The following is a 24,021-nucleotide window of genomic DNA, read 5'->3' on the forward strand; positions in this document are numbered from 1 at the left end:
AGGGCCCCCCGCACCGGCAGGGGGCCCTTTCGCACAGCTCAGAGGACGCGGTGGACCCAGTTGTGCGGGTCGGGGGCGTTGCCGCGCTGCAGGTCGACCAGTTGCTGACGCAACGCCATCGTGATCGGACCCGGCTCACCACCGCCCATGGTGAACTCCCCCTCCGGGTACCGGACCCGACCGATGGGGGTGACCACCGCGGCGGTGCCGCAGGCGAATACCTCGCGCAGTCGGCCGCTGTTGGCGTCCGCCTGCCACTCGTCAAAGCTGACCGGCCGTTCCTGCACGGAATGACCGGCCGCCGAGGCCAGGGTGAGCACGGACTCCCGGGTGATGCCGGGCAGGATGGTGCCGGTCAGCGGCGGGGTGACCACCGAGCCGTCGTCGTAGACGAAGAAGACGTTCATGCCGCCCAACTCGTCGACGTACCGCCGCTGCACCGCGTCCAGGAAGACCACCTGCTCGCAGCCGTGCTCGGCGGCCTCGGCCTGGGCGGCCAGGGAGGCCGCGTAGTTGCCGCCGCACTTCGCCGCGCCGGTGCCTCCGGGAGCGGCCCGGGTGTAGTCCGGCGACACCCAGACCGTCACCGGCTTGACCCCACCGGAGAAGTACGCCCCCACCGGGGAGGCGATCACCACGTAGAGGTACTCGTTGGCCGGGCGGACGCCGAGGAAGACCTCACTGGCGAACATGAAGGGCCGCAGGTAGAGGCTGCCGTCCTCGCCCTCCGGGATCCACTCCCGGTCGATCTCGATCAGCCGCAGCAGCGAGTCGACGAAGGCCTGCTCCGGCAGGGTCGGCATGGCCATCCGGGTGGCGGAGGTGTTGAACCGGGCCGCGTTGGCGTACGGGCGGAACATGGTCACCCCGCCGTCGACCGTGCGGTACGCCTTCATCCCCTCGAAGATCTCCTGCGCGTAGTGCAGCACCGCGCTGGCGGGATCCATCGGGATCGGCCCCCGGGCCTCGACCCGGGCGTCGTACCAGCCCTTGCCGTCGGCGTAGCGGATGATGGCCATGTGGTCGGTGAACACCCGGCCGAATCCAGGGTTGGCCAGCAGCGCGGCCCGGTCGGCGGCGGATACCGGCGCGGGATTCGGACGGATCTCGAATTCGAGCTTGTCACCACCGCTCATCGCGCTGACCTCCCTGGGGGACGACGACATGCGCCGAGGCGGCGCACATCAGAAGTATTTGTGCCAAAAACTTACCCCGAACGGTCGTTCAGCGGGTAGGCGCACTGGTCGGTAGTACCAGCGAGTCGTCGCTTCCACCCGGACGTTCGGGCCGATCGCCACCGGCTGTCGCCGGTGGCGAGACCTGATGTGGACTCAGGCGGCTACCTGGGCGGCGATCCGGTCGCCCACCTCGGCGGTGCGTACCGCCTCGCCCGGGGTACGAGCGGCGAGTTCCGCACCGACCGCGGCGGTGATCCGCTCCGCGGCCTCGGAGTGGCCGAGCTGGTCGAGCAGCAGGGCGCCGGAGAGGACCGCGGCCACCGGGTCGGCGATGCCACGCCCGGCGATGTCCGGCGCGGAGCCGTGCACCGGCTCGAACATGGAGGGGTAGGTCCGGTCGGGGTTGATGCTGCCGCTGGCGGCCAGCCCGATCCCGCCGGTCACCGCGGCGGCGATGTCGGTGAGGATGTCGCCGAAGAGGTTGTCGGTGACCACCACGTCGTAGCGCTGGGGCTGGGTCACCAGGAACATCGCGGCGGCGTCGACATGCTGGTACTCCGTGGTCACCTCGGGGTACTCCGCGGCCACCGCCTCGAAGGCGCGGGCCCACAACGAGCCGGCGTGGGTGAGCACGTTGGTCTTGTGCACCAGGGTCACCTTGCGCCGTTCCCGACGGCTGGCCCGGGCGAAGGCGTCACGGACCACCCGCTCCACCCCGTGTCGGGTGTTCAGGCTCTCCTCGGTGGCCACCTCGGCCGGGGTGTCGCGGTGCAGGGTGCCGCCGGCACCGGCGTACAGCCCTTCGGTGCCCTCGCGGACCACCACCAGGTCGACCTCGCCGGGCTTGACCGTCGCCAGCGGGCTGGCCACCCCGGGCCAGAGCCGGGAGGGCCGCAGGTTGACGTACTGGTCGAAGGCGAAACGCAGCTTGAGCAGCAGACCCCGCTCCAGCACCCCCGGGGGGACGGTGGGGTCGCCGACCGCACCGAGCAGGATGGCGTCGTGCCCGGCCAGCTCGGCCAACACCGAGTCCGGCAGCACCTCGCCGGTGCGGTGGTAACGTGCCGCACCCAGGTCGTACTCGGTGGCCTGCACCCCGGGCAGAACCGCATCGATGACCTTGCGGGCCTCCGCGACCACCTCGGGTCCGATCCCGTCCCCGGCCACCACCGCGATCCGTGCCACGTTCGTCAGCTCCTTCGCTCGTATCGGCTAGACGGTACGCCGCCGTCCCGCCTCCCGGTACGAGTGTTCCACTTTTCGGGATGTGACACGCACAGCAGCTTCTCAGCGTCCGCTCATGCTGCCGTCATCTGGGCTGCCTAGCGTGAGCGACAACCGGCCGGACAGGGCCGACGACGACCACTACGGCGTGGGGCCGGTCGTCGAAGGAGGGGCGGACACCATGTGGACCGACGAGCAGCCGCGTACCCGCTGGATCGACCCGGCGACCTTTCGCTACCGCCGACCGGACCTGCGCCTGGGCATCCGCGACGCGCGCCCGGACCGGGCCGGCCGGGGTGCCGACGACCGGCTCACCGTACGGCACACCGTGCGCACCTCCACCGCCGAGTACACCCTGCTGCTCAACGCCCCGACCGGGCCGGGTCGGCGGGGAGTCGGTGAGGCCCTGCGGGACGCGGTGGCCGAACTGCGCGCGATCGACCTGACCTACGGTCCCAACCGGCCGGAGAGTCTGGTGTCCCGGCTGCGTCGGGGCGAGATCAGTCCGGAGTCCTACCCGCCGCTGGCGGACCTGGTGGACCGGTGCGCCGCGATGCGCGCCGCCACGGACGGCTGGTTCGACGCCTGGGCGGTGCCGGGCGGATTCGACCCCGGCGGCCTGCTCGGCGGCTGGGCGGTCGAACGGGCGGCGGCCCGGCTGCGCGCCGCCGGCATCACGAACTACGCCGTGCTCACCGGCGCCGACCTGGTGGTACGCGGACACGCCGGGCACGGCGGCCCGTGGCGGGTGGCCGTGCACCATCCGACCGACCGCCGTCGGGCGCCACTGGTGCTGGAGATGACGGCGGGTGCGATCGGCACCTCCGGGGTGACCGGCCGACGCGGGCATGTGGTCGACCCGCGCACCGGGGAAGCGGCCGACCAGATGGTCGCCGCCACCGTGGTGGGCCCGGACCTGGCGGTCGCGGACGCCTACGCCACCGCGCTGTACGCCGCCGGTCCGACCGGGCTGAACTGGTTCCGGGCCGGATCGCCCTACCGCGCCCTCATCGCCACCCACCACTGACCGTCCACATGCACCCTGGACAGGGTCCATCGTGGAGTCTCGGCGATCGGCCTCCACGGCCGCGGCAACGGCCGCGGAGGCCGGTCGAGGCGAATGCGCATGGCTCGCGCAATCGAGGGGTACGGGCCGGTCGATCGGACGTCGACCTCGCCACCCGAAGACGGGCCGGCATCATCGGATCGGCCAGAAACCGCACCAGTAAGCTAGCGAATCGGCGTGTTTCACGGCAAGGCTCTACAGGGGACCATCACACCCGTCACCGCAGGCCCGTGCCAGGGCCGTTTTCGACAGGGACAATCGCGGATGGCACGCTGTCGGCCGTGAGTTTCGATCTGAGCGTGTGGGCCCTGGCGGACGGGGCGACGCCTGACGATGTGCGCGCGGCGGTGCAGCGGTGCCGGGAGGGCCAGCACGCCCAGCACCGACCGGACCCCCGGGTGGTCGCCTTCTACCGGGCGATCACCGCCCGCTACCCCGACCAACCGGGGATCACCGGTGGGCCCTGGGCGGTGGCACCACTGCACGCGACGGCCGACCATATCGAGATGAATCTCGACCCGGCCTGCCCGGATGAGGTGCTGCTGGACATCGAGCGGCTGGCCGGAGAGCACCGGTTGATGCTCTACGACGCCCAGGACGGCTCGGTCTACCCACCGCCGGTAGCCCGACTGTCCGGCTGACCCGGCACCACGCAGACGTCAAGCACCAGGGGCCCGGCCGATGGCCGAGCCCCTGGTGGCGTCGCCTGAACTGTTACTCGTCGCGCAGGTCCGCCGCGCTGGCCGAGGCCGCGCCGATCGAGTCCGCCGCCGAGGTGAGCAGGTCGGCGCCGAGGGCCTGGTCGACCGTGAGGGTCATCAGGGTCTCGCCACCGGCCTCCCGGCGGGCCACCTGCATCGCCGCGATGTTGATCCCGGCCTCGCCGAGCAGGGTGCCGACCGTGCCGACCACCCCGGGACGGTCGGCGTAGCGGAGGAAGAGCAGGATGCCCTCCGCCCCGATCTCCACGTCGAAGCCGTCCACCTCGGTCAGCTTGATGATGTCCCGGGTGCCGGCGTGGGTCACCGTGCCGGAGACGCTGACCGTACGACCGTCCGGCAGGGCGCCGCGCACGGTGACCAGCACCGGGTGCTCCACGGTCTCCGTGTGGGTGGTCAGGGAGACCTCCACCCCACGCTGGGCGGCCAGGTGCGGCGCGTTGACGTAGGTGACCTGCTCCTCCACCACCGAGCTGAACAGGCCCTTGGTGGCGGCCAGCTTGAGCACCGAGACGTCGTGGTTGACGATCTCACCGCGTACCTCGACGGTGACGCTGGCGGCTACCCCACCGGCGACCGCGGTGAAGGCCCGGCCGAGCTTCTCGGCCAGCGGCAGCAGCGGGCGTACGTCCTCGGCGACCACCCCACCGGCCTGCACGTTGACCGCGTCCGGCACGAACTCGCCCTGCAGGGCCAGCTTCACGCTCTTGGCCACGGCCAGGCCGGCCTTGTCCTGGGCCTCGGCGGTGGAGGCACCCAGGTGCGGGGTGGCCACCACGTTGTCGAAGGCGAACAGCGGCGAGGAGGTGCAGGGCTCCTTGGCGTACACGTCCACCCCGGCACCGGCGACCCGACCCTCGGCCAGGGCGTCGGCCAGGGCCTGCTCGTCGACCAGTCCGCCGCGGGCGGCGTTGATGATCCGTACGCCCGGCTTGACGATCGACAGCTCCTTCTCACCGATCAGGCCCACGGTCTCCGGGGTCTTCGGCAGGTGGATGGAGATGAAGTCGCTCTCCCGCAGCAGCTCCTCCAGGCCGACCAGGCGGACCCCGAGCTGCGCGGCCCGAGCCGGCTGGATGTAGGGGTCGTAGGCGATCAGCCGGGTGCCGAAGGCTGCGATACGAGACGCGAACAGCACCCCGATGCGGCCCAGGCCCACCACGCCGACGGTCTTGCCCTGCAACTCCACGCCGGTGTACTTCGACCGCTTCCACTCCCCCGCCTTGAGGGCGGCGCTGGCGCTGGCGGTGTTGCGGGCCACTGCCAGCAGCAGCGCGACGGCCTGCTCGGCCGCGGAGACGATGTTGGAGGTGGGGGCGTTGACGACCATGACGCCCCGCGCGGTGGCGGCCGGCACCTCGACGTTGTCCAGACCCACGCCCGCCCGGGCCACGACCTTCAGCCGGGGTGCGGCGGCGATCGCCTCGGCGTCAATCTGAGTGGCGCTGCGGACGATGACGGCGTCGGCCTCGGCCAGGGCGGAGAGCAGAGCCGGGCGATCGGTGCCGTCGACGTGCCGGACGTCGAAGTCGTGAGCGAGCACCTCGATTGCGGCAGGAGCGAGTTCTTCGGCGATCAGTACGACAGGAGTCATTGGTCCTCGTAGATGTCGTCAGAGCGGTCGGCCGGTGCGTGGACGCTGCGCTGCGCCCGGCGCGGGCAGGGCCATGGCCGTGGGGTGCGGCTGGAGCACCTACCCGGAATCGTAGGGGCCCGGCCGCCCGAGATGGCCCGGACCAGGGGGTGAGTGCCCTCACAAACCGGACGTGACGTGCGGTTTGACCCCTTGCCGGTGGGTCCGAACAGCACGGCACCCGCGCCGGACGTCGGGGAGAACGTCCGGCGCGGGTGCCGTCGGGTGAGACGGATCTCGCAACCCGTCGCGAAGATCTCAGGCGGTCTCGGTGATCGGGCGGTCCACCCAGCTCATCATGCCGCGCAGCTTGGCGCCGGTCTCCTCGATCGGGTGAGCCGCGCCTTCGGCCTGCCACTTGCCGAAGTTCGGCCGGCCGGCCTCGTCCTCGGCCACCCACTCGCGGGCGAACTCGCCGTTCTGGATCTCACCGAGGATCTTGCGCATCTCGTCCTTGACCCGGCTGTCGATGACCCGCGGGCCCCGGGACAGGTCGCCGTACTCGGCGGTGTCGGAGACGCTGTAGCGCATCCGGGCGATGCCGCCCTCGTACATCAGGTCCACGATCAGCTTCAGCTCGTGCAGGCACTCGAAGTAGGCCACCTCGGGGGCGTACCCGGCCTCGGTGAGCACCTCGAAGCCGGTCTGCACCAGGGCTGCCGCCCCACCGCAGAGCACGGCCTGCTCGCCGAAGAGGTCGGTCTCGGTCTCCTCGGTGAAGGTGGTCTTGATCGCACCCGCCCGGGTGCCGCCGATGCCCTTGGCGTACGACAGGGCCAGCGCGAAGGCGGTGCCGCTGGCGTCCTGCTCGACCGCGACCAGGCAGGGCACCCCCTTGCCGTCGACGTACTGCCGGCGGACCAGGTGACCCGGGCCCTTCGGGGCGACCATCGCCACGTCCACGTCGGCCGGCGGCTTGATCAGGCCGTAGCGGATGTTGAACCCGTGCCCGAAGAACAGCGCCTTGCCTGCGGTGAGGTTCGGCGCGATCGACTCGGTGTAGATGTGGCGCTGCGCGGTGTCCGGGGCGAGGATCATGATCACGTCGGCCTCGGCCGCCGCCTCGGCCGGGGTGAGCACCCGCAGGCCCTGCTCCTCGGCCTTGGGGCGGCTCTTCGAGCCCTCCGGCAGACCGATCACCACGTCGACACCGGAGTCGCGCAGCGACAGCGCGTGGGCGTGGCCCTGGCTGCCGTACCCGATCACGGCGACCTTCTTCGCCTGGATCAGGCCCAGGTCGGCGTCGTCGTCGTAGTACACCTCAACGCTCATGACTTCCCTTTCGTACGGCGGCCGCAGCGGCCCGTCGTGGCTCGTGGCCGGCCGGTCCAGGCGGACCCGGCCGGGGTGATGTGGGTCAGGCGGCCCTCAGGGCCGGGCCGGCGGTGATCGCACGCGGGCCGCGTCCGATCGCGACCAGGCCCGACTGGACCATTTCCTTGATGCCGAAGGGCTCGAGGTCGCGCAGCAGCGCGTCGAGCTTGTCGGGAGTGCCGGTGGCCTCGATGGTCAGGGTGTCGGCGGCCACGTCGACCACCCGGGCGCGGAACAGGCTCACCGTCTCCAGGACCTGTCCCCGGGCGGCGCGGTCGGCGCGCACCTTCACCAGCAGCAGCTCCCGGGCCACCGAGGTGGAGGGGTCCAGCTCGACGATCTTGAGCACGTTGACCAGCTTGTTGAGCTGCTTGGTGACCTGCTCCAACGGGGAGGAGTCGGCGTTGACCACGATGGTGATCCGCGAGACGTCCGGGTTCTCGGTCTCCCCGACCGCGAGGCTGTCGATATTGAAGCCGCGCCGGGAGAACAGCCCGGAGACCCGGGCCAGCACGCCCGGCTTGTTCTCCACCAACACGGACAGCGTGTGCATCGTCATGGCAGTGCCTTCCTCGTCATGTCCTCTTGGCCCTCGCTTCGCTCGGTGCAATCGGCCATGACTAGATGTCATCCTCGTCGAAGGTCGGGCGGACGCCGCGGGCGAACATGATCTCGTCGTTGCTGGTACCGGCGGCGACCATCGGCCAGACCATCGCGTCCTTGCCGACCACGAAGTCGATGACCACCGGCGCGTCGTTGATGGACATCGCCGCCTCGATCGTCTTGTCCACGTCCTCGGCGGTCTCGCAGCGCAGCCCGACGCAGCCGAGGGCCTCGGCCAGCTTGACGAAGTCCGGGATGCGGTGCTTGTGGGTGCCCAGGTCGGTGTTGGAGTAGCGCTCACCGTAGAACAGGGTCTGCCACTGCCGGACCATGCCGAGGTTGCCGTTGTTGATCACGGCGATCTTGACCGGGATGCCCTCCAGGGCGCAGGTGGCCAGCTCCTGGTTGGTCATCTGGAAGCAGCCGTCACCGTCGATGCCCCAGACCACCGCGTCCGGCCGGCCGACCTTGGCGCCCATCGCGGCCGGCACGGCGTACCCCATGGTGCCGAGACCACCGGAGTTGAGCCAGGTCTGCGGCTTCTCGTACGAGATGAACTGGGAGGCCCACATCTGGTGCTGGCCGACCCCGGCGACGTAGATCGCGTCCGGCCCGGCGATCTCGCCCAGCCGCTTGATCACGTACTGCGGGGAGAGGGTGCCGTCGGAGGGCTCCTCGTAGCCCAGGGGGTAGCGCTCCCGCAGGTCGTCGAGCTGGGTCCACCAGTCGCCGAGGTCGGCGACCCGCCCGGCGGCCTGCTCGGCGGTGACCGCCGCGAGCAGCTCGTCGATGACGTACCGGGCGTCACCGACGATCGGCACGTCGGCGTGCCGGTTCTTGCCGATCTCGGCCGGGTCGATGTCGGCGTGCACCACGGTGGCGTCCGGGGCGAAGGAGTCCAGCTTGCCGGTGACCCGGTCGTCGAACCGGGCACCCAGGGCCACGATCAGGTCGGCCTTCTGCAACCCGTAGACCGCGGCGACCGTACCGTGCATGCCGGGCATGCCCAGGTGCTGGCGGTGGGAGTCCGGGAAGGCGCCCAGGGCCATCAGGGTGGTCACCACGGGAATGCCGGTCAGCTCGGCCAACCGGCGCAGCCCCTCGGTGGCAGCGGCCTTGAGCACCCCACCGCCGACGTAGAGCACCGGGCGGCGGGCGGTGGTCATCAGCCGGGCCGCCTCGCGGATCTGCTTGCCGTGCGGGTGCAGCGTCGGCCGGTAGCCGGGCAGGTCCGGGGTGGGCGGCCAGACGAAGGTGGTCTCCGCCTGGAGGACGTCCTTGGGGATGTCCACCAGGACCGGGCCGGGCCGGCCGGTCGAGGCCAGGTGGAACGCCTCGGCCAGGATGCGCGGGATCTCACTGGGGCTCTGCACCAGGAAGTTGTGCTTGGTGATCGGCAGGGTGATGCCCTGGATGTCCGCCTCCTGGAAGGCGTCCGTGCCGATCGCCGGACGGGCCACCTGGCCGGTGATCGCCACCAGCGGCACGGAGTCCATGTACGCGTCCGCGATCGGGGTCACCAGGTTGGTGGCGCCCGGACCGGAGGTGGCCATGCAGACCCCGACCCGGCCGGTGGCCTGCGCGTAACCGGTGGCCGCGTGACCGGCCCCCTGCTCGTGCCGGACCAGGATGTGCCGGACGGTCGAGTCGTACAGGGGGTCGTACGCCGGCAGGATCGCCCCGCCGGGGATGCCGAAGACGACGTCGACCCCGAGCGCCTCCAGGGAGCGCACCAGCGAGCCGGCTCCCGAGACCTGGGCGGGTTGTACCGGGGCCGAGGCGACCTCCGCGCGGGTGTGGTCGTTGTCACCCGTGGTCTCGGCGGAGTTACGGGCTCGCCGGACGGAATGGGCGATGGTCTCTGGTGTGGGTCTCGTCATGGCGATTGCCTTCGGCTGGAGTTGGTTGGGCTGCTCACACAGTGCACACGGACGAGCCGGATGCGGTGGGTTCGACGGCAACAAAAAAGCCCTCGTGCCAGATGCACGGGGCCAGCGCACTCTCAGTGAGGAGAGTGCGCTCAGATAAGTACTCGCAGCGACCGGTACGACATGACTCAAGACTGACGCATCTCACGCGATGAGTCAACTGATCCCACATTTTGGTTCACGGACGGGGGGTATTGCCCCCTGGCAGGCCCGCAGCACCCGGTTTGACCTGCTCCGACGTCCCATTTTCGGCCCTCTGGGCGGGCACCGAGCCCACCCCGGCCGGACGCGCCGGGCGGGCCCCCGGCGAGGTGGCCGCCTCCAGCATCGCCTCCAGATGCTCTGCCGGTACGCCCCACCCGAACAGGGCCCCCTGACCGAAACGGCAACCGGCGGCCACCACCGCGGCCAACTCCGTGGGGGTGGTCACCCCCTCGGCGATGACCTCCAGGCCGAACTGGTGCCCCAGCCGCATCACGATGTCGACCATGGGGGCGAAGGCCGGTCCCTCGCTCCCGACCGGGCGGACCGGCTCGTGCTCGGCCACCAGGCCATGGTCGATCTTGAGGATGTCGATCGGGAGTCGGCGCAGCTGGCCCAGGGAGGAGTAGCCGGCACCGAAGTCGTCCAGGGCGATCCGCACCCCGGTCCGCCGCAGGGCGGTCAGCCGGCGGATCAGCTCGTCCAGATCGGTGGCTACCGCGTGTTCGGTGACCTCCAGCACCAGCCGCTGCGGCGGGACGTGGTGGATCCGCAGCGCCTCGGCCACCTGGACCACGTAGGCCGGGGCGTGCAGTTCCCGGGGGGAGACGTTCACGGACACCCAGACGTCGTGCCCCTCGGCCAGCCAGCGGGACAACTGCCGACAGGCCTGGTGCAGCACCCAGGCACCGAGTTCGGCGATCATGCCGCATTCCTCGGCCAGGGGGATGAACTCGTCCGGGCGGACGTTGCCGAGCTCGGGGTGGCGCCAGCGCAGCAGCGCCTCCGCCCCGACCGGCCGCACCGAGGGCAGGGAGGCCACCGGCTGGAAGACCAGCCGCAGCTCGTCGCGCCCGATCGCGCCCCGCAACTCGTGCTCCAGGGTGGTCCGCCGGCGCAGCAGCCGGTCGTACCCCCCGTCGTACCGCTCGGTCCGGTTCTTGCCCCGCTGCTTGGCGTAGCGCAGCGCCAGATCGGCGTGCCGCAGCAGCAGTTCCACGTCCGGGGTGTCGGCCCAGGTCGCCAGGCCGATGCTGACCGAGAGGAAGACCGGCCCCTCGGGCTGCTGGTATGCCTCCCCCAGCACCTTGCGCAGCCGCTCGGCGACCGCCTCCACCTCGGCCGGTTGCCCGTGCATGAGGACCGCGAACTCGTCTCCGCCCAGGCGGGCGGCGAGGTCCCCCGGCCGGAGGTTGCTCCGCAGCCGCCGACCCACCTCGGCCAGCACCGCGTCACCGACGTCGTGACCGCGCATGTCGTTGACGTTCTTGAAGCCGTCCAGGTCCAGGCTGACCAGCATGCAGGGGCTCTGCGCGCACCGGTGCAGGGCCCGCAGCAGCCCACGCCGGTTGGCCAGCCCGGTGAGCGCGTCCGTGTGCGCGAGTTGCCGGAAGTGGGCCTCCCGCTCCGCCAACCGCCGGGCGTAGGCCCGGAGCAGGTGCAGGGTCAGGTGCTGCCGGGCCACCAGGGCGAAGCCCTCCACGCTGCCGGCGATGATGCCCAGGGCGTCGAACTGGCCGCCCCGCAGCAGGTGGTACATCGCCGAACCGGCCATCGCGGCCATCGGGATGAAGGCGTACTCGCCGTCGTGGCGGATCACATCCGTGGTGAGCTGCCCGGAGGGGTCGATCCGGCCCACCGCCACCGCGGCCGTCAGCAGGCCGACGGCGAGCACGATCAGGCTGACCGAGGTCACCGCGGGACCGACCTGGCAGAGCCCGGCCGCCACCCCCAGGCCGCCGCAGGTGGCCACGGAGATGCCGGCGCCCAGCATGGCCAGGCCACGTCGCGGTCGGGTGGCCCGCAGCACCAGGATGGCGGCCAGGCCGCAGCACAGCGCCGCGCTGACCGAGGTGAGCAGGATCGCCGGACAGGCCGCCGGGGTGGCGTCGCCGAGCAGCCGGGTCGGTTCGGAAACCAGCACCCAACCGACGAACCACAGCGCGGCACCCACGACCACGCCCTCCAGGGCCAGCCCACCGGCCGAGCCCACCGAACCGGCGACCCCGGGCATCCGGAGCAGACCGCCGCAGAACAACAGGCCGCTCACCGCGGTGCCGACCGCCACCGCACTGGCCCAGTCGGTGCGTTGCGCCTGCTCGTGTGCCCAGTGCTCGTTGGCGCTCAGGGCACCGGCCGCGGCCAGCAACAGGGTGATCAGGGACACCGCCGCGGCGACCGCGAGCAGGGCGTACGCCTGGCGGTGCGGCCCACCACGACGCCGGGCGGCGGCGGCCAGCAACACCCCGGCCGCTACGGCGACGAGCGCGCTCAGCACCGCGGCGCCGATCATGCCCGGGGGTGTGTGCACCACCTCACTCTGCCGGATGGCCGCGCGCCGTGGGGATCGGGTGTGCATCTGTTGGGACACATCCGACTCACCTGTCCGACCCAGGGACGACGGTGCCAGACTGATACCCATGCCTGAGCTGCGTTCGAAGACCTCCACGCACGGTCGGACGATGGCCGGTGCCCGGGCCCTGTGGCGGGCCACCGGGATGACCGACGACGATTTCGGTAAGCCGATCGTCGCCATCGCGAACAGTTTCACCCAGTTCGTCCCGGGTCACGTACACCTCAAGGACATGGGTGGCCTGGTTGCCGACGCTGTAGCGGAGGCCGGCGGGGTGGGCCGGGAGTTCAACACCATCGCGGTCGACGACGGCATCGCCATGGGCCACGGCGGGATGCTCTACTCCCTGCCCAGCCGGGAGCTGATCGCTGACGCGGTGGAGTACATGGTCAACGCGCACTGCGCGGACGCCCTGGTCTGCATCTCCAACTGCGACAAGATCACCCCGGGCATGTTGCTGGCCGCCCTGCGGCTGAACATCCCCACGGTCTTCGTCTCCGGCGGCCCGATGGAGGCCGGCAAGACGGTGGCCATCGAGGGCATCGTGCACTCCAAGATCGACCTGATCGACGCGATGATCGCCTCCTCCAACGAGGCCGTCACGGACGACCAGCTCGGCGCCATCGAGCGCTCCGCCTGCCCGACCTGCGGCTCCTGCTCGGGCATGTTCACCGCCAACTCGATGAACTGCCTGACCGAGGCCATCGGCCTGGCCCTGCCCGGCAACGGCTCCACCCTGGCCACCCACGCCGCCCGGCGGTCCCTGTTCGTCGAGGCCGGCCGCACCGTCGTGGAGATCGCCAAGCGGTGGTACGACGAGGATGACGCCTCCGTACTGCCCCGGGTGGTGGCCTCCCGGGCCGCCTTCGAGAACGCCGTGGCCCTGGATGTGGCGATGGGCGGCTCGACCAACACCATCCTGCACCTGCTGGCCGCCGCCCGCGAGGCCGAGCTGGACTTCACCGTCGGCGACATCGACGAGATCTCCCGCCGGGTGCCCTGCCTGGCCAAGGTCGCCCCGAACTCCCCGCAGTACCACATGGAGGACGTGCACCGGGCCGGTGGCATCCCGGCGATCCTGGGCGAGCTGAACCGCGCCGGGCTGCTGCGCCGGGACGTGCACGCCGTGCACTCCCCCACCCTGGAGCGCTGGCTGGCCGACTGGGACGTGCGGGGCGGCTCGGCCACCCCGGAGGCGACCGAGCTGTTCCACGCCGCGCCGGGCGGGGTACGCACCACGGAACCCTTCTCCACCACCAACCGCTGGTCCACCCTGGACACCGACGCCGCCGAGGGCTGCATCCGGGACCGGGAGCACGCGTACAGCGCCGACGGTGGATTGGCCATCCTCTACGGCAACCTGGCGCCGGAGGGCTGTGTGGTGAAGACCGCCGGGGTGCCCGAGGAGTGCCTGACCTTCCGGGGCCCGGCCAAGGTGTACGAGTCGCAGGACGACGCGGTGACCGCCATCCTGGCCAAGGAGGTCGTCGCCGGGGACGTGGTGGTGATCCGCTACGAGGGGCCCAAGGGCGGCCCCGGCATGCAGGAGATGCTCTACCCCACCTCCTTCCTCAAGGGCCGAGGGCTGGGTCGGGCCTGCGCCCTGCTCACCGACGGCCGGTTCTCCGGTGGCACCTCCGGGCTGTCCATCGGCCACGCCTCCCCGGAGGCCGCCGCCGGTGGGCTGATCGCGCTGGTCGAGCCCGGCGACGAGATCGTCATCGACATCCCGAACCGGTCCATCGAGCTGAACGTGCCGGAGGACGTGCTGCAGGCCCGGCGCATCGCCCAGGAGAAGCGGGACCGCCCGTACACCCCGGTCGACCGGCAGCGCCCGGTCTCCGCGGCACTGCGCGCGTACGCCTCGATGGCCACCTCGGCCAGCGACGGCGCCTACCGCCGCGTGCCCGAATGAGCTAGACACCAGGGATGGGCGTACCGGCGTTCATCCCTGGTCTGTCTCTCGCGGCCGACACCTACCACGAGGCGGTGCGGCCGATCCTCGATGGCACCCACCCCGGGCTGGTCCACTCCGCGGCCCTGCTGGGCCCCGGGTCGGAGGTGCTCGGCTTCGACACCCCCCGCTCGACCGACCACGACTGGGGACCCCGGCTGCTGCTGTTCCTCCGGCCCGCCGACGCCCACCGGCACACCGAGGACCTGATCCGGGCGCTGGCCGAGCGGATGCCGGCCACGGTGCGGGGCTGGAGCACGAACTTCAGCCCGCCCGAGCCGGGCCGCTCGGGCACCCTGGGGCCGGTCGGCGAGGGCCCGGTGGCGCACCGGGTCGAGGTGGTCGACCTGGACACCTGGTTGGTCGCCCGCCTCGGCACGGACCCGCGCGGCGGGCTGTCCGCCCGCGACTGGCTGGCCCTCCCGACCCAACGGTTGCTGGAGCTCACCTCGGGCGCGGTCTTCCACGACGGGCTGGGCCGACTGGAGCCCCTGCGGGCCGCGTTGGCCTGGTATCCCGAGGAGATCTGGCGGTATCTGCTGGCCGGCCAGTGGCGGCGTATCGCCCAGGAGGAATCCTTCCCGGGTCGCTGCGCCGAGGCCGGCGACGACCTCGGCTGCCGGCTGGTCACCGCGCGGCTGGTCCGCGACCTGATGCGCCTGGCGATGCTGATCGAACGTCGCTACCCGCCCTACAGCAAATGGCTGGGTACGGCGTTCGCCCGGTTGCGTTGCGCCCCGACCCTGCAACCGTGGCTCACCGAGGCCCTCACCGCCCCGGAATGGCCGCAGCGTGAGGACGCCCTCTGCGCCGCGTACGAATATCTGGCCTGCGCCCACAACGACCTCGGCCTGTGCGAACCGGTCGAGCCCCGGGTGCGCCAGTTCCACGACCGACCCTTCCGGGTGCTGGCCGCGGACCGCTTCGCCGACTCCACCCACCGGTCGATCACCGATCCGGAGGTGTCGGCCCTGCCGCGACACCTCGGCGGGGTCGACCAGTTCGTGGACAGCACGGAGATCCTCACCGTGCCCGACCGGGCCCGCGCGGTCACCGAGGCCCTGCACGGGTGACGCTAGCCCTGAGCGCTCGTCCCGGGCACGATCGTCGATCGCGGTTCATCCTGCCGCCACGCCGCTTTCGGTAGCGTGGCGATCGTGAATCGTGAATGGGGAGGTACCTCGATGGGTGCTAGGCGGAGGGTCTGCGCCGGTGTCACGGCGGCGCTGCTGGCGGCGACCGCGACGCTCGCGGTGACGGGTCCGGCCGGTGCCGGTGGGCGGCATCCTGCCACCGTACGGGTGGCCACCTTCAACGCCTCGCTGAACCGGGACACCGCCGGTGGGCTGGTCGCCGACCTGTCCCGCCGGGACAACGCCCAGGCCGCCAACGTCGCCGAGGTGATCCAGCGGGTACGCCCCGAGGTACTGCTGGTCAACGAGTTCGATTACGACCCGGCCGGCCGGGCGTTGGCGCTGTTCCAGGAGAACTACCTCTCCGTGCCCCGCAACGGCACCCGGGCCATCCGCTACCCGTACCGGTACGCCGCCCCGTCGAACACCGGGGTCCCCTCCGGCCACGACCTCAACAACGACGGCACGGTCGGCGGGCCGGACGACGCGTACGGCTTCGGTCTCTTCCCCGGCCAGTACGGCATGGCGGTCTACTCGGCGTACCCGATCGATGTGGCTAAGGTCCGCACCTTCCAAACCTTCCGGTGGCGGGACATGCCCGGCGCGCTGCTGCCGGACGACCCGGCCACCCCCGAGCCGGCCGACTGGTACTCCCCGGCGGAACTGGCCGACCTGCGGCTGTCCTCGAAGAGCCACTGGGACCTGCCGATCCGGTTGCCGGGCCGTACCGTGCACCTGCTGGCCAGCCATCCCACGCCGCCGGTCTTCGACGGGCCGGAGGACCGCAACGGCCGCCGCAACCACGACGAGATCCGGTTCTGGGCCGACTACGTCTCCCCCGGCCGGGGCGGCTACATCCACGACGACGCCGGACGGCGCGGCGGGCTGCGGCCCGGCGCGGCCTTCGTGATCGCCGGGGACCTCAACGCCGACCCGTACGACGGGGACAGCGTGCCCGGGGCTGCGCAGCAACTGCTCGGCCACCCCCGGGTCGACGACCGGGTCGTGCCGGCCAGCGCGGGTGGTACGGCCGCAGCCCAGCGGCAGGGTGGTGCCAACCTGGACCACCGCGGCGATCCGCGCTTCGACACCGGTGACTTCGCCGACACCAGCCCCGGCAACCTGCGGATCGACTACCTGCTGCCGAGCCGGGGCCTGCCGGTCCGTTCCGCCGGGGTCTTCTGGCCGGTGCCGGGTGACCCGCTGTTCCGGCTGGTCGGCGACTACTCCCCCGCCCTGCCGGGCGGCTTCCCCACCTCCGACCACCGGCTGGTCTGGCTGGACCTGCGGCGCTGAGGCGGCCGTCCCTTGGGCCTGTGTCGACTGTCCCAGGGCCTTGTCGACCTCCTCGGCGCAGTCCCTCAGAAGCGGGCTCCGACGTTGGCTCCGTTGGCCGGGCGCAGGAAGGTCGAGGAGGGGATCGAACCGTCCGCGTTGCGGGGGCCGGTGATCGTGGTGGGGTTGGTGTTGGCCAGCGACCAACTGCCGCCGAGGTCCCAGGAGTTGCCGCTGCCCCGGGAGTTGGCACCCAGCGAGACGTTGGTGCCGTTGCCCAGGGCCAGGTTGCCGGTCAGGGTGCTGCTGGAGCGGCTGAGGTTGAATCCGGTGCCCGGGTTGCGCCAGGCGGTGCTCCGCTCGATCCGGTGCTGTCCGGGGTTGTTGTTGTCGATGAAGCCGCCGACCGCGTTGTCCCAGGCCATGCTGTTGCGCACGGTGTGGTTGGCGGAGACGGAATTGCCGCCGAGCTTGAACCCGTTGCCGTCACCGGTGTAGTCCGGCAGGTTCCACCGGTTGAACCCGTTGCCCCAGGCCAGGCTGCTCTCGGTGAGGATGGGCGAGGCGAACATCCAGTAGTCCAGCCCGTCGTCGGAGTTGTTCCACAACCGGACGCCCCGCACCAGGTTGCCGCTGCCGGACCCCTCCTTGATGGCAAGGCCGTCGGCGCTCTCCCCGTTCTTACGCGGATCCCGGTTGCCGTACGAGTCCAGGTTGATGATCTGGTTGTTGCTCGAGGCCCCTTGCAGGTGGAAGCCGGACTCGTAGTTGTCCCGGGTCACCAGGCGTTCGAAGACCCCGTTGTTGACATCCAGCCCGAACACCCCGTACGGGCCGTTGATGATCTCCAGACCGATCAGCCGCCACCAGTCGCCCTCGATGTGGACCGCGCCCCGCTCGGGCCGGGGGATGCTGCCGCCGACCGGGGCCGGGGTGTGCGGCATGTTCTCCCCGTCGATGACCACCCGCTCCCCGGGGTAGTTGCGCATCGTGATGGGTCGGCCGGAGGTGCCGTCCTTGAGCAGTTGGATGTTGCTGCCGGGGGCGTACCGCCCGCCCCGGATCAGGATGGTGTGGCCGGGCTGGGCCAGATCCACGGCCCGTTGGATGCTCGCCAGCGGGGCGGCCAGGATGCCCGGATTGCCGTCGTCGCCGTTGGTGGCCACATGGAGCACCTCCGACGGCGCGGGGTCGGTGTCCCACTCCAGGTAGTCCAGGTTGGGCAGCCCCTCGGCGGCGGTCGGGTGCAGTCGAATGGTGTTGCTGCCGGCACGCAGGCTCACCGACAGCGACTTCGTCACCCAGGTGCCCCAGGCCCCGGTGCTCTCGAAGGACACCCTCCGCACGGTCGATCCGTTGACGATCAGGTCGACCGGACGGCTGCCGGTGGTGCCGTTGGCGAACCGGACCCGCACCTCCGCCGTCACGGAGGTGGCGGCGGAGACCGTGAACTCGGCGTACGCACCGACGGCGTTGTTGCCGTTGCAGAACCCGCTGCCGGAGTAGCCGGGCCAGTTGCTGTCAATGGTGCCGGTGCACCGTGCCGGGCTGTGCTCGGCTTCGTACCGGACCGGGGCGGCCGATGCCGGTCCGGCCGCCGGCACGGTGACGGCGGCGGCCACGAGTAGGAGGGCGGCACCGACTGACTTCCACTCCATGGGGCTTCTCCAAGGATCGAGGCCGGGCCACCCGACAGCGGGAAAGCGCTTTCCGACCCGCCCGAATGGTAGCCGGTCATTCGACACTGGTCAATGCGTGTGGGATGGCGGCGCCGTAACGGCGGCGGCGCCCCTGCCAGCGGGGCGGTCAGCGGGTGTCCGCCTAGGGGGCGGCGACCCTACCAGCGCGCCCTCGCCGCCTAGGCTGCGGCTGCGGCGGGCAGGGCCAGGGTACGGGCGTACGCGATCGCGGCCGGGGTGTCGGGGAAGATCAGGTTGTCGCGGCGTAGTTGATCGGCCACCCCGAGGGTGTCCAGCACCTGGTCGTGGTCGGAATCGATGCCGGACAGCAGCACGGTGATGCCCCGGCCCTGGAGGCGGCGGATGGCGTCGCCGAGCACCTGGGCACCGGTGGCGTCGATGGTGGTGACCCGGGCCATTCGGAGAATGACCACCCGCACGTCGGCCACGTCGGAGAGCTGGAGCAGGAAGTTGTGCGCGGCCGCGAAGAAGAGGGGGCCGTCCAGGCGGTAGGCCACGATGTGCTCGGCCAGCAGGGCCTGCTCCTCGGCGGTGTGATCGTCGGCGTCCAGGGGGACCTGTTCCAGCCGGGCGCTGCGGGCCACGGCACGCAGGGCCACCATGATGGCGACCCCCACCCCGACCGCCACGGCGGTGACCAGGTCCCAGATGACGGTGACCGCGAAGGTGAGCACCAGCACCAGGGCGTCGCCCCGGGTGGAGCGGGCCAGCGCCCACAGCGAGGCCGCCTCGACCATCCGTACCGTGGTGGCCAGCAGGACCCCGGCCAGGGCCGCCAGCGGGATGCGGCCGACCAGGGGCGCGGCGGCCAGCACGATGGCGGCCAGGGCCAGGGCGTGGATCAGGGCGGCCAGCTTGGAGACGGCGCCGGCCCGCACGTTCACGGCGGTACGCGCGATCGCCGCGGTGGCCGGGATGCCGCCGAACAGCGGGGCGGCCAGATTCGCCAGGCCCTGCCCGAACAGCTCCCGATCCGGATCGTGTCGCTGGCCGACCGTCATGCCGTCGGCGACCGTGGCCGAGAGCAGGCTCTCCAACGCGGCCAGTGCCGCCACCGCCAGGGCGGCGGGCAGCAGGACCCCGACCGCACCCAGGTCCAGGAAGTCCAGCGAGGGGGCGGGCAGGGACTGCGGCAGGGCCCCGATGCGGATCAGGTCGATCGGCGCGAACTCCGCCAGCAGGGTCGCGGCGGCCACGGCCAGCAGCGAGAACGGCACCCCGGGACGCCACCGGGCGCCGATCAGCATCACCGCCGCCACCCCGAGGGCCATCACGATCGGGGCCGGCTGGGGGTGTGCGACGAACCGGGCCACCGCGTCGGCGGCCACCGCCCAGACCCGTTCCCCCTCGGCGTCGGTCACCCCCAGGGCGGCCGGTACCTGTTGCAGGGCGATGACCACGGCGATGCCGGCGGTGAAGCCCTCGATCACCGGGACCGGAAGAAAGCGCACAAATCGCCCCATGCGAGCGAAGGCCAGGGCGATCAGGATCAGCCCGGCCAGGACGCCGACCATCAGCACTCCGGCCGCCCCGAACTGGGCCACGATCGGCACCAGCACCACCGTCATCGCCCCGGTGGGCCCGGAGACCTGGAGGTTGGAGCCGCCGAAGACGGCAGCCACCGCACCGGCGACCACTGCGGTGATCAGCCCGGCCTCCGCCCCCAGCCCGGAGGTGACCCCGAAGGCCAGGGCCAGCGGCAGGGCGACGACCGCCACGGTCAGCCCGGCCACGAGGTCGCGGCGCGGCGCTCGCCGGACCGCCTGCAGGTCGGCCCGGTCGGGCAGCAGGGCACGGGTACGCCGCCAGACGGCGGCCAGCACGGCGCCCGGCCTGCCGGGGTGTGCGGCGCCGACATCGTTCACCGGCCCGCTCCCCCGGCACGCAACTGGTCGAGCAGGCCGTCCCGGTCGGCGAGCACCGCCCCGAGGATCCGCCGACCGGCGGCCAACAGGTCGGCCACGTCGGGGGTGCTCAACGCGTACATCACCAGCGGGCCGTCCCGGTGGGAGGTGACCATGCCCGCCCGGCGCAGCACGGCCAGTTGCTGGGAGAGGTTGGAGGCCTCCACCTCGATGGCGGCCAGCAGGTCACGCACCGGCTTGGGGCCGTCCTGGAGCAACTCCAGCACCCGGATGCGGACGGGATGACCGAGGGTGCGGAAAAGCTCCGCCTTCGCCTGGTACAGCGGCACGGACACGCCTCGTGCTCCTTCCCCAGCGCCCAGGTCGGCACGCTGAAGACTTTAGCACTTGCAGGATTCTTCAACTTAGAAATCCGACGGAGCGGCCCGGACCGGGCGGATCCCAGGGCCGCCAGCGGACGTTGGCGGGTCGCGGACTGACCCACCGCCACGATCCGCCGCCGGAGACCCGGTGCCGGGGCGGGCAGCGGGGTGGCCGGTCGATCAGGCCGGTGACGGGGTGGACAGGTCGTTGACGCAGCGCAGCACGGGTCGGGTGATCAGCGCGGTCGGGTCGATCGGCTGCGCCGTACGCACCGTGAAGGTCGTCGACTCCCCGGGCAGCAGGGTCACCACGGCCTCGTCGACCTCGGCGTCGGGATCTAGCCGGTCGGGATAGAGCACCAGGTCCCGCAGGAGGGTGTGGGCGTGCACCCGGACCCGCAGGCCGCCGTCGACCGGCTGCACGGTGGCCGCGAAGTCCGCCGCCGGCAACGGCAGGTCACGGTCCTCCGCGAAGAACCACCAGGCCCGTCCGGCCGCCTCGCCCGCCTCGGCCACCAGCAGTTCGGTGTACGGGTCCTCCGGGCGGGCCAGGTCCGCCGGCAGGGCAAGGGTGACCGTGGCGTACCCGGGCACCGCCACCTCCAGGGTGGTCTTGGCGCGGGGCTCCCCGGCCAGGGTGAACCGGGTGACCGTGACCGGGGCCCGCCAGGGCTGACCGGTGTCGTTGACCGCCACCAGGGCCAGCCCGCCGTCGCGGGGTTGCAGGGTGAGCAGCCGGTCGGCGTACGCCCGGCGCAGCGCGTACCACAGGGGTTTGCGGCGACCGTCCCCGTCGATGGCGGCCCAGGAGGTGACCGGCCAGCAGTCGTTGAACTGCCAGACGATGGTGCCCATGCACCGCCCCCGGTGGGAGCGGAAATGCTCCACCCCCAGTTGGATGGCCCGGGCCTGGTTGAGCTGGGTCAGGTAGTGCCAGTCGTCGAAGTCACGCGGCTCGGGCAGGTGGGCGTCCAACCCCCGGCGCAGTTTGGCGTCGCCGTCGATGGCCTTCTGGTGGTGCGCCATGCCGGGCGAGTCGTACGCAAGGGGTTCGTCGGAGATCGCCCGGCGCAGGGTCGCGTACGCCGGTGGCCCCTGGTATCCGAACTCCGCGACGAACCGGGGCAGGTAGTCGCGGTACCTGAGGTAGTCCTCGGTGTTCCAGACGTCCCAGATGTGGGTGGTGCCGTACGCCGGGTCGTTGGGGTGGATCTGCTCGCTGCCCGACCAGGGGCTGCCCGGCCAGTAGGGGCGGGTGGGGTCCAGGTCGGCGAGGATGCCGGGCAGCAGGTCCAGGTAGTAGCCGCGACCCCAGCTGCGCCCGGCCAACTGCTCCTGCCAACCCCAGTCGTGCCAGCCCCAGATGTTCTCGTTGTTCCCGGTCCACAGCACCAAACAGGGATGCGGCGCCAGCCGGGTCACCTGCTCGGCGGCCTCGGCGGCCACCTCGGTGGCGAACGGCTCCTCCTCCGGGTAGGCCGCGCAGGCGAAGAGGAAGTCCTGCTGCACCAGCAGGCCCCGCTCGTCGGCCAGGTCGTAGAAGTCCGCCGACTCGTACCGGCCGCCGCCCCAGACCCGCAGCAGGTTGACGTTGGCCGCCAGGGCCTGGTCGAAGCGGTGGGCCAGGCGTTCCCGGGTGACCCGGGTGGGGAAGACGTCGTCCGGGATCCAGTTGACTCCCCGAACGAAGATCGGCACCTCGTTGACGTGCAGGGTGAACGGGGCACCGTGCGGGTCCGGGGTGGTGTCCAGGCGTACCGAGCGGAACCCGATCCGCCGGTGCCAGGTGTCGAGAATGTCCCCCTCCGGCCCGTGCAGGGTCAGATTTAGGTCGTAGCGGGGCTGGTCGCCGTGGCCCCGTGGCCACCACAGCGCGGGTCGGGGCACCTCGACGACCAGGGTGGTACTGCGCTGCCCCGCCGGGAGGGTCGCCTCGACGAGCACCCCGGCCACCTGGGCCCGTACGGTAAGCGGCACCTCGGCCAGCCGGTCCACCTCGACATGCAGGTCCACCCGCCCGTCGCCACCGGTGACGGTGACCAATGGGCGTACGGTGGCCAGCCGGGCTACCGACCACCCGTGCAGGCCGATCTCCTGCCAGATGCCGGCGGTCACCAGGGTGGGCCCCCAGTCCCAGCCGAAGTTGCAGGCCATCTTGCGGATGAACTGGAAGGGCTCCGGGTAGGCGTTGGGCCGGTCCCCGAGGCGGTCCCGATGGGCATGGGCGTACCGGTAGGCGGAGTCGAAGCGTACGGCCAGGGTGTTGTTCCTGGGTTGTAGCAGCGAGGTCAAGTCGAAGCGGTGGCCGCGGTGCATGTTCTCCGTCCGGCCCACCTCGACCCCGTTGAGGGTCACCGTGGCCACCGTGTCCAGCCCGGCACAGACCAGGTCGAGCCGCCGGTGGGCGCCGGGGGGCCGGTCGAAGGTGGTCTCGTAGGCCCAGTCGGTGTGCCCGATCCAGGCCAGCCGGGTCTCGTTGTCGTCCAGGTAGGGGTCGGGGATCAGTCCGGCGGCCAGCAGGTCGGTGTGCACACAGCCGGGCACGGTGGCCGGTACGACCCGACCCTCTACCTCCGGTGGGACCTGCGGGCCGGTGACCGCCCGCAGGGTCCAACCCTCGTGCAGTGCCTGCCGGAGCGGACCGGTCCCGCGCGTGTCGCTCACGATTTCACCGCGCCTTCCATGATTCCTCGGACGATCTGTCGACCACCGATGACGAGCATGATCAGCAGTGGCACCGTTGCCACGAACGCGCCGGCCAGCACCCGCCGGTAGATGACGTAGTTGCCGCTGGCCAGGTCGGAGATGGCCACCATCGAGGTGGGGTAGTCGGTGCCGTTGAGGGTGATCAGGGGCCATTGGAAGTCGTTCCAGGTGGCGACGAAGGTGAGCAGGCCGAGCACCACCAGGGCCGGACGCACCGCGGGCAGGGCGACCGTCCACCAGATCCGCATGGTGCTGGCCCCGTCCACCCGAGCGGCCTCGACCAACTCGTCCGGCACCGTGTTGACGATGAACTGTCGCATGTAGAACACCCCGAACGCGGTGACCATGCCGGGCACGATCACCGCCAGCAGGGTGCCGTTCCAACCTAGCCTGCCCATCACGATGTAGAGCGCGACGATGCCGAGCTGGTTGGGCACGGTCAGGGTCAGGATCACGAAGAGCATCAGGGCCCGGCTGCCCCGGAACCGCAGCTTGGCGAAGGCGAAGCCGGCCAGCGAGCAGAAGAACAGCACCGAGGCGGTCACCGCCGTGGCGACGATGACGCTGTTGACCAGGGAGGCGGCGAAGTAGACGTCCTGGAGGGAGAAGACCTCCTCCAGGTTCGCCAGGAACCGGTCCCCGGGGATCACCACCGGCGGCAGCTGCGAGGTGGCCTCGTCGGTGCTGGTGGCGATGACGAACATCCAGTACAGCGGGAAGGCCGCGAACAAGGCGGTGACCGACAGGAACAGATAGGTGCCGATGCCGGCCGGGGTGTCCTGGGGGGCCCGGCCCAGCATCGCGGAC

Annotated in this window: 17 protein-coding genes; 5 read left to right on the plus strand and 12 right to left on the minus strand. The window is 71.5% G+C overall.

What is annotated here, in order from left to right; all coding sequences use genetic code 11:
* Positions 1-38 precede the first annotated feature (38 nt).
* Both ABZ795_RS26110 and ABZ795_RS26115 read right to left on the minus strand, forming a co-directional pair.
* Entirely contained in the window at positions 39-1,136 is a 1,098-nt protein-coding gene (locus tag ABZ795_RS26110; protein WP_357532267.1) for a branched-chain amino acid aminotransferase, read from the minus strand.
* Positions 1,137-1,331: 195 nt separating this feature from the next.
* Positions 1,332-2,363, minus strand: coding sequence for a 3-isopropylmalate dehydrogenase (locus tag ABZ795_RS26115; RefSeq protein WP_357532268.1), 1,032 nt, complete (start codon positions 2,361-2,363; stop codon positions 1,332-1,334).
* 220 nt (positions 2,364-2,583) lie between these two features.
* Here ABZ795_RS26115 and ABZ795_RS26120 point away from each other — a divergent pair, with 220 nt between their 5' ends.
* On the plus strand, positions 2,584-3,429 hold the full coding sequence (locus ABZ795_RS26120) for an FAD:protein FMN transferase (protein WP_357532286.1): 846 nt from the start codon (positions 2,584-2,586) through the stop codon (positions 3,427-3,429).
* A gap of 320 nt (positions 3,430-3,749) precedes the next feature.
* A complete protein-coding gene (locus tag ABZ795_RS26125; RefSeq protein ID WP_327022321.1) occupies positions 3,750-4,109 on the plus strand; it encodes a hypothetical protein in 360 nt (119 codons plus the stop codon).
* A gap of 73 nt (positions 4,110-4,182) precedes the next feature.
* Here the strand turns inward: ABZ795_RS26125 and serA are convergent, their stop codons facing one another.
* From serA to ABZ795_RS26150, 5 genes are all read right to left on the minus strand, one after another.
* Positions 4,183-5,781, minus strand: a complete 1,599-nt coding sequence (gene serA / locus ABZ795_RS26130; protein WP_327022322.1) for a phosphoglycerate dehydrogenase — start codon at positions 5,779-5,781, stop codon at positions 4,183-4,185.
* Positions 5,782-6,078: 297 nt separating this feature from the next.
* Complete coding sequence (gene ilvC, locus ABZ795_RS26135) at positions 6,079-7,092, minus strand: ketol-acid reductoisomerase (RefSeq protein WP_327022323.1); 1,014 nt, start codon at positions 7,090-7,092, stop codon at positions 6,079-6,081.
* A gap of 85 nt (positions 7,093-7,177) precedes the next feature.
* The gene (gene ilvN / locus ABZ795_RS26140; RefSeq protein WP_327022324.1) at positions 7,178-7,693 is read right to left on the minus strand and encodes an acetolactate synthase small subunit; all 516 of its coding nucleotides are present in this window, start codon (positions 7,691-7,693) and stop codon (positions 7,178-7,180) included.
* 61 nt (positions 7,694-7,754) lie between these two features.
* A complete protein-coding gene (locus ABZ795_RS26145; protein WP_357532269.1) occupies positions 7,755-9,617 on the minus strand; it encodes an acetolactate synthase large subunit in 1,863 nt (620 codons plus the stop codon).
* Positions 9,618-9,843: 226 nt separating this feature from the next.
* Complete coding sequence (locus ABZ795_RS26150; RefSeq protein ID WP_357532270.1) at positions 9,844-12,177, minus strand: EAL domain-containing protein; 2,334 nt, start codon at positions 12,175-12,177, stop codon at positions 9,844-9,846.
* Positions 12,178-12,286: 109 nt separating this feature from the next.
* On the opposite strand from ABZ795_RS26150, the gene ilvD reads away from it, so the two are divergent.
* The 3 genes from ilvD (at position 12,287) to ABZ795_RS26165 (ending at position 16,602) form a co-directional block, all read left to right on the plus strand.
* A complete protein-coding gene (gene ilvD, locus ABZ795_RS26155; RefSeq protein ID WP_357532271.1) occupies positions 12,287-14,134 on the plus strand; it encodes a dihydroxy-acid dehydratase in 1,848 nt (615 codons plus the stop codon).
* 14 nt (positions 14,135-14,148) lie between these two features.
* Complete coding sequence (locus tag ABZ795_RS26160; RefSeq protein ID WP_357532272.1) at positions 14,149-15,246, plus strand: DUF4037 domain-containing protein; 1,098 nt, start codon at positions 14,149-14,151, stop codon at positions 15,244-15,246.
* Positions 15,247-15,357: 111 nt separating this feature from the next.
* A complete protein-coding gene (locus tag ABZ795_RS26165; protein WP_357532273.1) occupies positions 15,358-16,602 on the plus strand; it encodes an endonuclease/exonuclease/phosphatase family protein in 1,245 nt (414 codons plus the stop codon).
* 65 nt (positions 16,603-16,667) lie between these two features.
* Here the strand turns inward: ABZ795_RS26165 and ABZ795_RS26170 are convergent, their stop codons facing one another.
* The 5 genes from ABZ795_RS26170 to ABZ795_RS26190 form a co-directional block, all read right to left on the minus strand.
* Positions 16,668-18,239 carry a carbohydrate-binding protein gene (locus ABZ795_RS26170; RefSeq protein ID WP_357532274.1) on the minus strand — a complete coding sequence of 524 codons (1,572 nt, stop codon included), beginning with the start codon at positions 18,237-18,239 and terminating at the stop codon, positions 16,668-16,670.
* 200 nt (positions 18,240-18,439) lie between these two features.
* The gene (locus ABZ795_RS26175) at positions 18,440-20,104 is read right to left on the minus strand and encodes a SulP family inorganic anion transporter (RefSeq protein ID WP_357532287.1); all 1,665 of its coding nucleotides are present in this window, start codon (positions 20,102-20,104) and stop codon (positions 18,440-18,442) included.
* A gap of 38 nt (positions 20,105-20,142) precedes the next feature.
* Positions 20,143-20,481 carry a metalloregulator ArsR/SmtB family transcription factor gene (locus ABZ795_RS26180; protein ID WP_357532275.1) on the minus strand — a complete coding sequence of 113 codons (339 nt, stop codon included), beginning with the start codon at positions 20,479-20,481 and terminating at the stop codon, positions 20,143-20,145.
* Positions 20,482-20,688: 207 nt separating this feature from the next.
* On the minus strand, positions 20,689-23,172 hold the full coding sequence (locus ABZ795_RS26185) for a glycoside hydrolase family 2 protein (RefSeq protein WP_357532276.1): 2,484 nt from the start codon (positions 23,170-23,172) through the stop codon (positions 20,689-20,691).
* On the minus strand, positions 23,169-24,014 hold the full coding sequence (locus ABZ795_RS26190; RefSeq protein ID WP_327027239.1) for a carbohydrate ABC transporter permease: 846 nt from the start codon (positions 24,012-24,014) through the stop codon (positions 23,169-23,171). Before ABZ795_RS26190 ends, ABZ795_RS26185 begins: the two co-directional genes overlap by 4 nt.
* Positions 24,015-24,021: the final 7 nt, after the last annotated feature.

Origin of the sequence: Micromonospora sp. NPDC047134 (assembly GCF_040643455.1) — a bacterium.
Taxonomy (GTDB): domain Bacteria; phylum Actinomycetota; class Actinomycetes; order Mycobacteriales; family Micromonosporaceae; genus Micromonospora.

Bases quoted from the DNA above. Each gene is read 5' to 3' on its own strand.
- ABZ795_RS26160 (WP_357532272.1), top strand. From the start codon at position 14,149: ATGGGCGTACCGGCGTTCATCCCTGGTCTGTCTCTCGCGGCCGACACC.
- ilvC (WP_327022323.1), bottom strand. From the start codon at position 7,092: ATGAGCGTTGAGGTGTACTACGACGACGACGCCGACCTGGGCCTGATC.
- ABZ795_RS26190 (WP_327027239.1), bottom strand. From the start codon at position 24,014: ATGCTGGGCCGGGCCCCCCAGGACACCCCGGCCGGCATCGGCACCTAT.
- ABZ795_RS26110 (WP_357532267.1), bottom strand. From the start codon at position 1,136: ATGAGCGGTGGTGACAAGCTCGAATTCGAGATCCGTCCGAATCCCGCG.
- ilvD (WP_357532271.1), top strand. From the start codon at position 12,287: ATGCCTGAGCTGCGTTCGAAGACCTCCACGCACGGTCGGACGATGGCC.
- ABZ795_RS26170 (WP_357532274.1), bottom strand. From the start codon at position 18,239: ATGGAGTGGAAGTCAGTCGGTGCCGCCCTCCTACTCGTGGCCGCCGCC.
- ilvN (WP_327022324.1), bottom strand. From the start codon at position 7,693: ATGACGATGCACACGCTGTCCGTGTTGGTGGAGAACAAGCCGGGCGTG.
- ABZ795_RS26165 (WP_357532273.1), top strand. From the start codon at position 15,358: ATGGGTGCTAGGCGGAGGGTCTGCGCCGGTGTCACGGCGGCGCTGCTG.
- serA (WP_327022322.1), bottom strand. From the start codon at position 5,781: ATGACTCCTGTCGTACTGATCGCCGAAGAACTCGCTCCTGCCGCAATC.
- ABZ795_RS26120 (WP_357532286.1), top strand. From the start codon at position 2,584: ATGTGGACCGACGAGCAGCCGCGTACCCGCTGGATCGACCCGGCGACC.
- ABZ795_RS26145 (WP_357532269.1), bottom strand. From the start codon at position 9,617: ATGACGAGACCCACACCAGAGACCATCGCCCATTCCGTCCGGCGAGCC.